General features: G+C 55.9%; 13 protein-coding genes and 1 tRNA gene. 3 read left to right on the forward strand and 11 right to left on the reverse strand.

Features of this window, described 5'->3' with window-relative positions; all coding sequences use genetic code 11:
- Positions 1 to 94: 94 nt before the first annotated feature.
- The 3 genes from JZI28_RS12425 to JZI28_RS12435 form a co-directional block, all read right to left on the reverse strand.
- A complete protein-coding gene (locus JZI28_RS12425) occupies positions 95 to 1,894 on the reverse strand; it encodes an ABC transporter transmembrane domain-containing protein (protein ID WP_375697797.1) in 1,800 nt (599 codons plus the stop codon).
- Positions 1,895 to 2,197: 303 nt separating this feature from the next.
- Positions 2,198 to 3,235: a TRAP transporter substrate-binding protein gene (locus JZI28_RS12430; RefSeq protein WP_375697798.1), complete on the reverse strand. Its 1,038-nt coding sequence runs from the start codon at positions 3,233 to 3,235 to the stop codon at positions 2,198 to 2,200.
- Between the two features lie 35 nt (positions 3,236 to 3,270).
- Positions 3,271 to 4,461, reverse strand: coding sequence for a cytochrome P450 (locus tag JZI28_RS12435; RefSeq protein ID WP_375697799.1), 1,191 nt, complete (start codon positions 4,459 to 4,461; stop codon positions 3,271 to 3,273).
- A 107-nt stretch (positions 4,462 to 4,568) separates the two neighbouring features.
- On the opposite strand from JZI28_RS12435, the gene JZI28_RS12440 reads away from it, so the two are divergent.
- Positions 4,569 to 5,471 carry a LysR family transcriptional regulator gene (locus JZI28_RS12440; RefSeq protein WP_375697800.1) on the forward strand — a complete coding sequence of 301 codons (903 nt, stop codon included), beginning with the start codon at positions 4,569 to 4,571 and terminating at the stop codon, positions 5,469 to 5,471.
- A gap of 155 nt (positions 5,472 to 5,626) precedes the next feature.
- Here JZI28_RS12440 and JZI28_RS12445 read toward each other — a convergent pair.
- The 7 genes from JZI28_RS12445 to JZI28_RS12475 all read right to left on the reverse strand — a co-directional run bounded on the left by JZI28_RS12445 (position 5,627) and on the right by JZI28_RS12475 (position 10,106).
- A tRNA-Gly gene (locus tag JZI28_RS12445) sits at positions 5,627 to 5,700 on the reverse strand.
- A gap of 526 nt (positions 5,701 to 6,226) precedes the next feature.
- A complete protein-coding gene (locus tag JZI28_RS12450; RefSeq protein WP_297339628.1) occupies positions 6,227 to 6,622 on the reverse strand; it encodes a response regulator in 396 nt (131 codons plus the stop codon).
- Positions 6,619 to 7,794, reverse strand: coding sequence for an ATP-binding protein (locus JZI28_RS12455; RefSeq protein ID WP_297339627.1), 1,176 nt, complete (start codon positions 7,792 to 7,794; stop codon positions 6,619 to 6,621). Before JZI28_RS12455 ends, JZI28_RS12450 begins: the two co-directional genes overlap by 4 nt.
- Positions 7,791 to 8,405: a SpoIIE family protein phosphatase gene (locus tag JZI28_RS12460; protein ID WP_297339626.1), complete on the reverse strand. Its 615-nt coding sequence runs from the start codon at positions 8,403 to 8,405 to the stop codon at positions 7,791 to 7,793. Before JZI28_RS12460 ends, JZI28_RS12455 begins: the two co-directional genes overlap by 4 nt.
- Positions 8,402 to 8,818 carry an anti-sigma regulatory factor gene (locus JZI28_RS12465; protein WP_295454359.1) on the reverse strand — a complete coding sequence of 139 codons (417 nt, stop codon included), beginning with the start codon at positions 8,816 to 8,818 and terminating at the stop codon, positions 8,402 to 8,404. The genes JZI28_RS12460 and JZI28_RS12465 overlap by 4 nt, the downstream gene beginning before the upstream one ends.
- 2 nt (positions 8,819 to 8,820) lie before the next feature.
- Complete coding sequence (locus JZI28_RS12470; RefSeq protein WP_295454360.1) at positions 8,821 to 9,180, reverse strand: STAS domain-containing protein; 360 nt, start codon at positions 9,178 to 9,180, stop codon at positions 8,821 to 8,823.
- Positions 9,181 to 9,185: 5 nt separating this feature from the next.
- On the reverse strand, positions 9,186 to 10,106 hold the full coding sequence (locus JZI28_RS12475; RefSeq protein ID WP_375697801.1) for a protoglobin domain-containing protein: 921 nt from the start codon (positions 10,104 to 10,106) through the stop codon (positions 9,186 to 9,188).
- Positions 10,107 to 10,535: 429 nt separating this feature from the next.
- On the opposite strand from JZI28_RS12475, the gene JZI28_RS12480 reads away from it, so the two are divergent.
- Complete coding sequence (locus JZI28_RS12480; RefSeq protein WP_040176196.1) at positions 10,536 to 11,882, forward strand: IS1380 family transposase; 1,347 nt, start codon at positions 10,536 to 10,538, stop codon at positions 11,880 to 11,882.
- Between the two features lie 11 nt (positions 11,883 to 11,893).
- On the opposite strand, the gene JZI28_RS12485 is transcribed toward JZI28_RS12480, so the two are convergent.
- Positions 11,894 to 12,034, reverse strand: coding sequence for a hypothetical protein (locus JZI28_RS12485; RefSeq protein ID WP_158441640.1), 141 nt, complete (start codon positions 12,032 to 12,034; stop codon positions 11,894 to 11,896).
- Positions 12,035 to 12,218: 184 nt separating this feature from the next.
- Here JZI28_RS12485 and JZI28_RS12490 point away from each other — a divergent pair, with 184 nt between their 5' ends.
- Entirely contained in the window at positions 12,219 to 12,911 is a 693-nt protein-coding gene (locus JZI28_RS12490) for a response regulator (RefSeq protein WP_375697802.1), read from the forward strand.
- Positions 12,912 to 13,016 lie beyond the last annotated feature (105 nt).

The raw sequence follows: 13,016 nt of genomic DNA on the forward strand, positions 1-13,016 counted from the left end.
TGCAAGAGAATGGCAAGGATCACGTCAAGGCAACAAGCCGTTTTGACGTCGCGACACAAGCAGCCTGCCCCAGGCAAGCCGCTTGCAAAGGGTCCTATTCTGCGGCCAGCCCGTCGGTGAACTGCAACCGCGCCAGCCGGGCATAAAGCCCACCTTCGGCGACCAGCGCCTCATGGGTGCCGGTGGCGACCACCTGCCCCTCTTCCATAACGACAATACGGTCGGCCTTTTTAACCGTGGCGAGACGGTGCGCGACGATCAAAGTTGTACGGCTTTGGCTCAGCTCATCCACTGCTGCCTGCACCAAACGCTCGCTTTCGGCATCCAGCGCCGAGGTGGCCTCATCCAGCAGCAGAACCGGCGCATCACGCAGGATGGCACGGGCAATGGCGATCCGCTGTTTCTGCCCCCCGGACAGCATCACACCGCGCTCGCCAACAAAGCTGTCATAGCCCTCGGGCAGGTTTGAGATGAACCCATGCGCCGCCGCTGCCGCCGCTGCGGCCTCAACCTCAGCATCCGTCGCATCGGGGCGACCAAAGCGGATATTTTCGCGAGCGGATGCGGCAAAGATCACCGGATCCTGGGGCACCATGGCCAGATACTGGCGGAAATCATCGCGCTGCAAATCCGGCAGCGCGACACCATCCAGCAAGATTGCCCCCTTGTCGGGATCATAAAACCGCTGGATCATCTGGATGATGGTGGTTTTACCCGCGCCTGACGGGCCGACAAACGCAACCGTTTCACCTGGGCGCACCGTCAAGTTTACCTCATTCAAGGCCTGTACCCCGGGGCGGGACGGGTAGGCAAAGCTGACATCCTCAAAGGTGATCTCACCCTGGACAGGCTGGGACAGGGTCTTGGCTGCCTTGGGATCCTTTACGGTATCCGTTGCGTTCAGCAGTTCAATCAGCCGCTCGGTGGCCCCGGCGGCGCGTTGCAGCTCGCTCCAGATTTCCGACAGCGCCGCCACGGATCCGGCAACTAACACCGCATAGATCACAAACTGGATCAGGGTGCCTTCGCTCATCAGTCCGGCGCGCACATCATTGGCGCCCATCCACAGCACCCCAACAATACCCGAGAAAACCAGGAAAATCACAATAACGGTCAGATAGGCACGGGTTTTGATCCGCGTGATCGAAACATCAAACGCTGTCTCGGTCATTTTGGAAAACTGCGCACGGCTGGCGTTTTCATGGGTAAAGGCCTGCACCGTCTGCACCGCGCCCAGCGCTTCGCCCGCATTGCCAGAGGAGGCCGCGATCCAATCCTGGTTCTCGCGGCTGATGCCCCGCAAACGACGCCCCAAAACCATGATCGGCACGATGACCGCTGGGACAATCAGCAAAACCAGACCGGTCAGTTTGGCCGAGGTCAGCAGCATCAGCACCATGCCACCAATAAAGATCAACAGGTTGCGCAGGGCAATGGATACCGAAGAGCCCAGAACCGATTGGATCAGGGTGGTATCAGTGGTGATACGGCTCAGCACTTCACCGGTCATGATCTTTTCAAAAAAGGCCGGGCTCATGCCGATAACACGGTCAAAGACGGCCTTGCGGATATCGGATACTACGCGCTCGCCCAATCGGGTCACCAGCGCATAGCGCAGCCCGGTCCCCACAGCCAACAAAGCCGCGATGACCAAAGCGGCCATAAAATACTGATTGAGCAACGCGCTTTCGGAGATCCGAAAGTTATCCACCACCCGGCGCACCGCCAAGGGCAGCGTCAGAGACAAACCCGCCGTCAAGACCAGGGCGCAGGTGGCCGCAAACATCAACAGCCAATAGGGGCGCATAAAGGGCCACAAGGCTCCAAGAACCCCGATTTCGCGAGAACTCTCGCGGTCTTCTTCTGTTGTCGGAGCTGCCTTATTTCGCGCCATACCGAGTCCCTTTGACAGTTTTCCCTGCTCGGGCCTGGTGCCCTGCGGTCCAAGCAGGTTCATGGCCCTCCCAGCTCAGCAGGTCAAGCAACTCTCGCCCGGTTGCTGAGAACAAACCGGGGTCATGGGCTGCCGAATGGCCGCTTCGGACAAAAAGACGCAATAAAATTTCGCCGACGACAATCTATCGTCGCGGCAAGCGAACAACTCACAGGTTGCTTGGGGCGCAGATGCCGATCCGCAGGGTGGCACCCAGTGGATCGTGAAGGCACCGCAAGACGCCTTCACGGTGTTATTGCGGCCTCAGCCGCCGTATTGCTTGATCAGGCTTTTGGCCGTTTCAATCAGCTCACGGCCATCAATGCCGCGCCCTTCCATTTCGCTGACCCAGCGATCGATAACGGGCACGGATCTCTCCTTAAACCGGGCGACTTCTGCCTCTGACAGCTGAATGATGGAGTTGCCGGCATCTTCGGCAATTTCCCGGCCACGAGCATCGTAGCTCCACATCACTTCGGCAGCCATCTGCGAAAGCGCCTGTCCAGATTCTGCATCGATTGCTGCGCGCAGATCCTCGGGCAGGCTGTCGTATTTGGCCCGGTTCATCACCAGGACAATCGTGGCGGTATACAGCGATTCTTCTCCAACAAACTCGGTGTGATTTCCAACCAGTTCAGAGAGCTTGATCGCAGGGGTCACCTCCCAGGGGATCACAGTGCCCGATACCACGCCCTTGGACAGGGCCTCGGGAATGGCGGGCAGTGGCAATCCAACCGGAATGGCCCCCAGTTCCTTGAGGTAGTCATTGATCACACGGGTAGGCCCCCGCATTTTGACCCCTTCCATATCTTCAGGTCGGGTCACACCATCGGTGGTATGAATAACCCCCGGACCATGAACCCAGGCCCCCAGAACCTTCATGTCTTTGTACTCCCCCTCCTGCAGGTCGGTTTCGACCAAATGCTGAAAGGCTTGCGAGGTGGCGACCGGATTGGTCATCATAAAGGGCAATTCAAAGACTTCGGTTTTAGGGAACCGGCCCGGAGTATAGCCAACCACGGTCATGACGATATCCGCCACGCCATCAACCGCCTGATCAATCAGGCCAGGGGGTTTGCCACCCAGCGCCATGGAATCGAAGTGTTCGATCTTGATACGGCCGCCACTGCGCTCCTCCACGGCGGCGCCCCAGGGTTTGAGAATATGCTTTGGCACGGTTGCTGGCGCTGGCAGAAACTGGTGTAGGCGCAGCGTGACCTCCTGTGCCAGCGTGGTGCTGGGCATCAGACCAATGGCCAGTGCAACTGCTGCTGCAGATTTAAGAATATTTCGACGTTTCATGAAGTACCTCCCTCGTTTTTCATGTCGTGTTCTTGTCAGTTTAGTGTGACCGGTAGACTGAGCGGTCCGCGAAAGCCAAAGCCCCAAAACTTGACCGCACCGGGTTCCGGCAACCGCATGTTGGGGAACCGGTCGAACAGCATTGGCAGAATGATCTGTGCCAACATCCGCCGGGCGATATGGGTCCCTTGGCAGAAATGAGGACCGTTCCCAAAGGCCTGATGTGATGTTTTGGGCCGAAAGAGATTGAACTCATCAGGTCTGTCATACAGGTCTTCATCGTGACAGGCCGAAGCCTGCGCTGTCATCACCACCTCTCCCTTGGCGATGGCGTGGCCGCGGATTTCGGTGTCTTCCATCACCAGCCGCGAACTGGCCTGAATCGGAGCAACCCAACGCACACCTTCCTCAAATGCGGCATTCCAAAGCCCCTCGGCTTTGCAGGCTTCCAGCTGATCTGGGTTTGTCAGCAACCCATAGAGGATGGTCAGCAGCGCGTCCCTCGGCTCGTTGATGCCACCGCCAATCGCGATTTTGATATTGGAATAGATTTGGCTTTTCTCAATCGGATTTTCAGCGTTCACCATGGCTGACAGGGCAGATTGGTCCGGCGCGGTTTTGACCCGACCGACGCAGGTATCAAACAGCGCGTTCATTTCTGCATTGGCCTGGTCGGAGCGTTCATAAAGCTCAGGCGCATTGCCAAAATTTCCAGCCCCGTCAATCAACGCCTGCGACCAACGGATCATCTCTGGGTCTGTGGCTTCTGGAATGCCCAGAAGATGCGTCAGACAGCGCGCCGCATAGGGCGCAGCCAGGGCAGTAAAGAGATCAACGGTGTCGCCACGCTGCAAGCCTCCGACATAGTCCTGCGCCACTTTGGTATAGAGCTCTTGCCAGCATCCGGTGATGTTGCGGGGGGCAAAAGCCGGCGCCATGGCATTACGTTCACGTTTGTGGGCCTCGCCATCCTTGCGCATCAGGGTCTGAGCCTGAAAGGCCCGCGTCATCGGGGTGCGCGGATCATCCGAGCTGAACAGCTCCCAATTTTCTTTGACATGTTTGGTGTCGGCCGCTTTGGTCAGCAAGATCCGTTGAATGCTGGGAATACGCGCCACCGGTGCTTGGGCGCGCAACCGTTTGTAGATCGCATAGGGATTTTCCGTCAGCTGCGCGATGGTGATCTGATCCTGCACAGGGATCGACGGCAAAGCGGTTACGGTCATGGTTGGTCCTCACAAAACGACAGTTCTGCGACGTTATCCAGCGATTAAGTATTGGGCAATCCGATGGATTTGATACTCTAGTTCGAAAAATTCGATAGGATGTCCCGATGACCCAAGATCCCTTTGCTTTGGATTTCGCAGCTCTGCGTACGCTCCGCCTGGTTTTTGCCCACGGGAGCTTTTCACGGGCCGCCGAAACCCTTGGCGTTACGCAATCGACAATCAGCTACACCATGTCCCGCCTGCGCGAGGTGTTCAGCGATCCGCTGTTTGTGCGCCAAGGCGCCGGTATGGTGCCAACAGACCGCTGCAACGAGATCGTGGCCCAGGCCGGCGAGCTGATTGATCGGTTTGAAACCTTGACCGCGCAACGACAGTTTGACCCGGCCGAGGCCTCTGTTGAAATCGGGCTCAGCTGTAACTTTTACGAGAGAGTTACGATCCTGCCCCACGTGACCCGCATTCTGCGGCGCGAAGCACCAGGCATCAAACTCAAGGTGATTTCCTCCTCCGCCCAGGCCAAACAGCAGCTGTTGCGCTCGGAAAGTGATCTTCTGATTGGCCCGATCAGGATCGAGGACAGCGGATACTACCGAAGATCGCTTTTACGCGAAGAATACACCTGCGTCATGGATCCATCTAACCCTCTTGCTCGGACCCCACTGACCATCGAACGCTTTGTCAAGGCGCCGCAGGTGGTGGTGAACTACGGAGGCAGTTTCAGGTCTCGGTTTCTGGTGGTGATGGAGGCGTCCGGGCATGTGCCCAACACTGTGATGGAAGTCCCAAGCCCGGCCAATCTGCCCGACATTCTGGTGCAAACCGATATGATCGCCACTGTGCCCTCACGGATTGCCCAGATGTTCGGCGATGCGGTGGTATCGGTTCCCTGCCCCTTTCCAGCAGAGCTTTCAATCGATCTCTACTGGACCGCCCGGACCCATGTTTCGGCGCCGCATATGTGGTTGCGGTCCAAAATCGCCGAGGCTGCATCCCGAATTGTAGACTAGGGGCAGCCCCCTTCATTCTGCCTGATCGGGCTGACAGATATTTTGCCAAACAGCAGGGTTGCGCAAGGGGGGGGGCACTGTCAAATCACGGACGCTGTGAGCCTATATCCATGACCACTTGCCAAATTTTATGATGTATTTTGCAGGGGATTTTATGGAGCGGGCGGCGGGAATCGAACCCGCGTCATTAGCTTGGAAGGCTAAGGTCTTACCATTACACAACGCCCGCTCAGTGTGGTCAGCTAGTATTTCATTGGTTTTCGGGCGTCAAGTAATGAACTTAACAATTCTCTTGCAGATAGCGGAAATTGGCGCTTCCGCCCAGCCCGGACTTACATACGCAAGCGGTGCAGGGCCTCTTTCACCTCACAGCAGCCCATGCGGCGACGCATTACTCCCCCATGTCGTGCCAGGTGTGCCTGCAATCTGGCTTTCAAAGCCCGTCGCCTTTTTGCTTTCGGCAGCATCACCTGCCGGGTGGTACATGCCAGTCCCTAGCCCCCCCTAAAGCATGAACGCTGGCATTGGTGAGCAGTCGCATGCAAGTGGTTTGGATGCAGCCTCTTCATCGCGGGTATTCAGGCGGCACGACCACCCGGTACACCGGGCATTGTTGCGCAAAGAAGGTGAAGGTATGAGTTCCCTTGTCCTGGACGCCCTTATTCCGGGGGCTTGGCAACCGGGATGCCGAGCGCGGTGTCGCCATTTAGCGCGGCCTCACCGCGAGTATCGCCACCAAGCGAGGCTTTAGCGACCTAGTCTTGTGCCAGAACTCCTATGATTTCTTGAAGCTTCTCTCCTGTCAGCGGCTTTTCTATAAATCCGCGCACCTTCTCGTGGGCCAGGCCCCGGAGACGGTCGCGTGGGTCCATTGACGTCGACAAGACAAAAAGATCAGGCCAGACGTTTTTGTGGAAAACAAAATCCAACTCGTCCAGGAACTCAAAGCCGCTCATGCGCGGCAAATTTATATCCAGCAGAATGGCATCCACCGGCGGGTTGGTTTCGTCCTTCAGATACTCCAAGGCTTCAAAGGCATAGCTGAAAACAACCGTCTCCACCTCTTCGCTCCATTGTACAAACAGACGCCGGTACAGCATGAGGTCAACTTTTTCATCATCAATCAACATGATGCGGATCGGGGCGGTCATGGCAGTTGCTCCGGATTGATGGAAATACGGAAACTGGATCCCAAGCCGGGTTTCGAAGTGATAGAAATATTCCAGCCATGATTTGAGGCAACACGCTGACACAGGGCAAGGCCGAGTCCTGAGCCTGGGTAAACATCATAGGTATGCAACCGTTGGAACAGGCCGAAAATCCGGGCTTTGTGTTCCTCGGCGATTCCAATTCCATTGTCACGCACCACGATATCCGTGCCGCCATCCTCTTGCACTTCAGTGAACACCTCTATGCGCGGCGCAACGCCATCCCGGCGAAACTTTATCGCATTGGAAATGAAGTTCTGGAACATGATCCGCACCTGCATCGGAGAACAGATCAGATCGGGCAGATCAGCCAGATCCAACTGGCCTTTGTTGCTCAGCAAATCGGCCTTGGTATCTTCGGCAATGGATTGCAAGGTTTTTGCCAGCGAGACTGTTTCATGTTGTGTTTCGTCACCAAGAGTTTGGGAATATTTCAACACATCCTCGATGATCTTGATCATCCGGTCCGCCGTTTCCAGCGCAGCAGTCAGCAAGGAGCGGGCCTCCTCGTCGAGGCTGCTGCCATAGTCCTGTGCCAGGATCTGCAAAATCATCCTGATCGTGTTATTTGGCGATTTCAAGTCATGGGAAATTGCATAGGTAAAATCGGACTGTTCCAGATTTGTCTGCACCAAACGCGCGTTCTGCCGCCGGAGCTTGTTGGACTGGACTTCTAGTTCCTGAGTACGGGCCCGCACTTGATCGTCCAGCTGATCACGCTGATGGGCCAGTTCGACGGTGACATTGCGCAGTTCCTGCTCCGCCTTACGGCGTTCCTCTATTTCGCGGTGCAGTTGCTCCAAGTTCTGCCTGTAGCCTTTGAGAGCCATATCGTAGACAGCCGCAACCTCCAGAAAAAACACTTCCATCCGGGCGACCATCTGGCGCGTTTCAGCTGCGGAAACGGTCTCTAACACTGCAACGCAGGCCCGATGATGCAGGCTGGCCAGTTCCGAGAACGTCAACCGTTTCCCAAGCGCTGATCGCGAAAAAAGATGTGCGGAATCAAGAACGTCCTCGTCCTGACTGACCAGATACTTCCTCAGGGCTCCGCTGTAAAAGGCGCCGAAGTCGCTGATTTCTGTTTCAGTTATTTCATCTGCGCTATTGATCATGGCGCAGCACCGATTTTCACGGCCAGTGCGATCGCATCGTCATTCTGACGGCCGTGTTGCAACACTGTATTGTGCGCCAGATCTGCTGCACTTTCATAGGCGTCCAATTGGCTGCGATAGCTGGCAGATATGCCATCACTGACCAGCACGATCGTGGCAGGCGGCTGCAAAGCCAGTCTCTGCGGCAGCAGCGATCCAAAGGCCAACCCCAGTGTGCCGCCGCACTGGATAACCGAGTCCGTCTGAGACCTGCCCTGAAGCAGGACACCATCAATATCGCCCATAGCAGCCCAGTCCAGTGTCAGGGATTCAAGGGAAATCAAAGCAACACCAAGAGCCGCCCCGCGGGTTCCTTTCAAGGCTTGATGCGACAGCGCAAAGATCTGGCGCAGGTCCGGGTGCTCCGCTTCGCTCAGCCGTCTGAGACACTGATTGGCAGCCTGCGCTGCTGCTGTTCCGCTGCCCGTGCCATCGACCACTGCCGCGACAAGTACGGGGCCAATAAAGCGCAGCAAATAGCCATCCCCGCAGGCTGATCCTGAGTGTTTCGAGCGGTGCTCGATTGCCCAGCTGATACTGTAACCTTGCCTATCCAGCACACCTTGTTTCATGGCTTGCACCACATGGCGGCGACCACGAGCACGCCTTCACCTGGCTGGGAAGAAATATCAAATTCGTCCATGATACGCTTGGTTCCAGGCAGGCCGAGCCCCAGGCTGTTCCCGGTAGAAAACCCGTCCTGCATCGCCTTGGAAAGGTCTTTGATACCCGGGCCTTGATCACTGGCCCGGACCAGAATACCAGCCCCTTTTGTGTCCTGGATCACTGCAATCTGGATTTCTCCTTTGCCCGCATAATTGACGATATTGCGGGCCAGTTCTGAAATCGCAGTCGCCACCAGTGCTTGGTCTGGCCGACTGAACCCAAGGGATTCCGCAATGTTGCGCCCCAACTTCCGAGCCGCAACAATATCACTGTCCGTGGTGATCCGACGAAGCTGAATGTCGGGAACTCCGCCAGCCATTTTCATGCGCCTGACCGATCCAATAGCGCCATGCCGCGGTCAAGATCCAGCGCGGTCTCAACATCCTTCAGGGTCAGCCCCAGAAGAACCAGAGCCATGGCGACTTCAGGCTGAATGCCGACAAGGACCAGCTTTGCGCCCCGCAGGTACACGCCGCCTGCAATCTCGGATAAGGTGCGGCTGCTGAAACTGTCCAGGACATCCACAGCACTGACATCAATGATGACGCCAGTCACGCCTTTGGTCACCACCATATCCAGCAGCCTACTCTGCAGATCCAGAATTTCCTGATCTGACAGATCTTCCTGAATAGACGCAATCAAACGCCGGTTCTGTTGCAGGATGGGAACGCGTACAGCCATCGGGATCAGGTACCGATCAACTTTTCAGCGATCTTAATTCCCTGCTGCAAATCCCCGGCAGTATTAAGTTGCTGGCCCGATACACCGATCTTGACCAGGGCCTGGGCCACCTCTGCAGAAATGCCAGTCAGAACAGAGGCCGCGCCCATCAGGCGCGCGGCGCTCATGGATTGGATCAGATGGTTGGCCACTGCGCTGTCCACTCCAGCCACACCGGTGATATCCAGCACAACGACCTGGGCGCGATGTTCGCGGATGCCTTCAAGAAGCTCCACGGTCAGCGACCGGGCCCGGTGGCTGTCAAGCGTTCCCACGACAGGTATCAGCAAGAGGCCCTCGCGCAATTTCAGCACCGGAGTCGGCAGTTCGCTCAGTTCGCGCTCACGATTCTGGATCGTCTCCTCACGGGTTTCCACGTAGGTTTCCAGCGCCAGGGACATGTCGAAATGGGATATCTTCAACAGCGCCAGCATCAACCGGAAGGCCTCTTCTGGTTTTTCGGCCAGCTTGTCCAGTATGACGTGCCCAAGGCGGTGCATATAAAAGGCGTATGCCCCGATATAGAGCGTGGGTGTTACCCCAGCCTGTTCATGGATGCGGCCAATCAAACGACGGTTCTCGATATAGGCGTCATCAATATCGGCTGATACCAATTCCTCAAAATACCGGACCTGCGCGCGTTTCACCCGATTGATGTGTTCCTCATCCTGAAAATGTTTTGAGGCCTGACCAAAAGATAGAATATGGTCATAAAACGCTTCGATGATTTCCCCGGCCATTTGCTCTGCAATACCGGACAGGCGCCGCCTTTCCTCCTGGTCTGATGCGGTAATATCAAACCATGCCAGCGCATCGGCCAACGCATTGGCATGTGTCGTGGTATCTGCCAGATTCCCGGTGATAGACGAGGAAACAACATCAGACATAAAACGCTCCTGAGTTTCTGTTTGGCTTCCCCTGACACTAAATTGGTTTAGTTAATAAACTTGCATAAAATTCTGCGGGGAAATTATTTTATGCTGTCCTAACGGCTCGCCCGCATTAAATACAGGACCCAATCATCCTGCACGCAGGCAGGCCATTCCGCCAAATTTCAAAAACTGGCGACGCGTGGCAATACGCTATCATCGCTCTTCAAAATCATGCTCCTCTTCCATCTCGCGGGCTGCTCTTGCTATTTATTGGTTATAAGTTCTGACCTAAAAAATTCCATGGATGCGGCATTCAAATACGCACACTCCCATTAGGTGTTAAATTTGATCCCGCATTTCCCAAGTAACTTGACGTTTTCGCGCCTCCAACGGCCACTAATGTGTTATATTTCAGTATGTTAATTTGGCTGAAGGTGGTGGATTATGGATCACCCAGAGGGTGCACGCGAAACGGGTGATGGGCGGCTCAGTTTTGACCGCCGGGTCCGGCTGGAGTTTCATGGTTCCAAGATCAGCTCGGACGGTGGATTACTGTTGTTCAGGGAATTGGATGAAGTGCTCGGCCTGCACGACATTGCGGGCGGATTTCTGAGAGACACGCGAACTGGCCACAATCGCCTGCACTCACTGGTCGGCTTGTTGCGCCAGTCGGTCTTTGGGCGGCTGGCCGGATATGATGATGTTAATGACGCGGACCGTTTATCGCTTGATCCGGTGATGCGGCAGGTCGTTGGAGGGCGTGCCGTTGAGGCCAAGGCCGCGTCTGCGAGCCAGATGGGACGGTTCGAGACCGAGGTGTTGGCGGCAACCGACAATCGCACTGTGCTGGCGGATTTATCAGGACACTGGATCGACCGGGTTCACAATCGCAAACCGCCCAAGTGGATCACGCTCGACATGGACAGTTCAGTCAGTCCCACCCACGGCGCGCAAGAAGGCACCGCTTGGAACGGGCATTTCGGCTGCATGTGCTATCACCCGCTGTTCGTCTTCAACCAGTTTGGCCATTTGGAACGCTGCGCCCTGCGCCCCGGCAATGTTCACAGCGCAGATGGGTGGGAAGAGGTTCTGAAGCCCGTCATCGCGCGATATGCGGATCGTCACCTGATGCGGTTCTTCCGGGGGGATGCTGCGTTCGCCATCCCGGAGCTATACAAAACTCTGGAACTGGAAAACTATTTCTACGCCATCCGCCTTCGGGCCAATCGCGTTCTTCAGGGCAAGATTGCGCATCTGCTCAAGCGCCCTGTGGGTCGTCCGCCAAAAGGCGTGAAGCGCATCTACGGCGACTTCCAATATCAGGCGGCATCTTGGGACAAACCTCGTCGTGTCATCGCCAAGGTGGAATGGCATCCCAGCGAGTTGTTCCCGCGCGTGGGCTTCGTGGTCACCAACATGCCGATGGAACCCGACTGGATCATCCGCTTCTACAACCAACGCGGCACCGCCGAGCAATACATCAAGGAAGGCAAGCAGGCGATCAACTGGACCCGTTTGTCCTGCAAAGGCATGGCGCAGAACGAGGTGCGGCTGCAACTCCATGCACTGGCTTACAATATCGGTGCCTTCCTACAGGGCACTGATCTACCTGATGAGATAGCCGACTGGTCACTGACAAGCCTGCAGACGCGATTGATCAAGATTGGTGCGAGGGTTGTGCGTCACGCCCGTGCAATCACCTTCCAACTGGCCGAGGTGGCTGTCAGCGGCGATCTGTTCAACCGCATCCTTGCGGCCATACATCGGCTGCGCGCACCGCCGGTTCCCTAATGACAACATCGTTAATCATAAAACCTGAACAAAAGCGGCTCAACCGGTCTATCCATACGGGGGTCGGTCAGACCAATATCCGGATCAACCTCGCCCCCGAGACCGGAAATCGTGCTCAGTTCGCGCGTCAGATGCCCGAACAACGGCACCATGGGTCCAAGAGGCTTGATAGGAGCGCAGAACAGCGGCAAGGTGGGCGGGAGGACGTTCCACTTGGGGAATGTCAGTTGATAGAAAGACAAGTCATAACAAATCAATTTATTAATACAATCATTTAGAAATCTTCCCGTGTTTAGTGTTAGTTTCAAATGCACCCGTAAAGAGTGGAGTTGTTTTATGCAGTTAACAAATATCGAACATCCCAAGCAGGGCTTGCTCGCAGCGCAGACCGCTTTGGAAATACTCGTTTTTGATGATGATGACTTTGACCTGACACGTCTCCAGCGCCTGTTGCAAAAGGTCGACAAGAAGGTGGAAGTTCACGCCTGTTCTTCAGTCGAGCAGATGAATGACGTTTTGGATCATCAGGTCATTGACCTATGCCTACTGGATTTGAGGTTGGGGGATCTCGACGGGTGCGATGTCATGCAGTCTCTGCGCAGAAGGCCTGACAGCGCAGAACTGCCTGTCGTCATGGTGTCTGGCATGCAGGATACAGAATCTGTTGTCAGAACCATCAAGGCTGGCTGCACCGACTTTCTGGAAAAAGACCACCTGACCGCAGACAAACTGCGCCAAACCATCTTCCAGGCGCTGACCTCTTCGATGCCGGATCCGGACCTGACTTACAGATTGCATGAAGCGTCAGAGGCCGTTGTAAAGGGGATTGCCAAAGGCTGCATTGCAGAACTCCAGCCCCGGCTTCGCCAGATTTATCGCCAGGTCAGCTTTATTCGGAATTGCCATAACATGGGTCTTTTGCCAGATCCGCAGGCACTCGATAAAATCGAGCAAAACTGCCTCGCAGTTTGGCGGTTCTTTGATGAGGTAGAAGCCTACGCCGATGGGTTCAGCAAACCGGTTCACTAGGGTCGGAACCCGATAATCCTGCGTCGGCAGCCGAATTTTCTAAAATTTCAGTGGTTTGGGGCCTGCCGTGAATAGTCGCTCTATGTGCAAGCCACCCAAGACGCT

It is taken from the genome of Pseudophaeobacter sp. TrK17, assembly GCF_042192375.1.
Classification (GTDB): domain Bacteria; phylum Pseudomonadota; class Alphaproteobacteria; order Rhodobacterales; family Rhodobacteraceae; genus Pseudophaeobacter.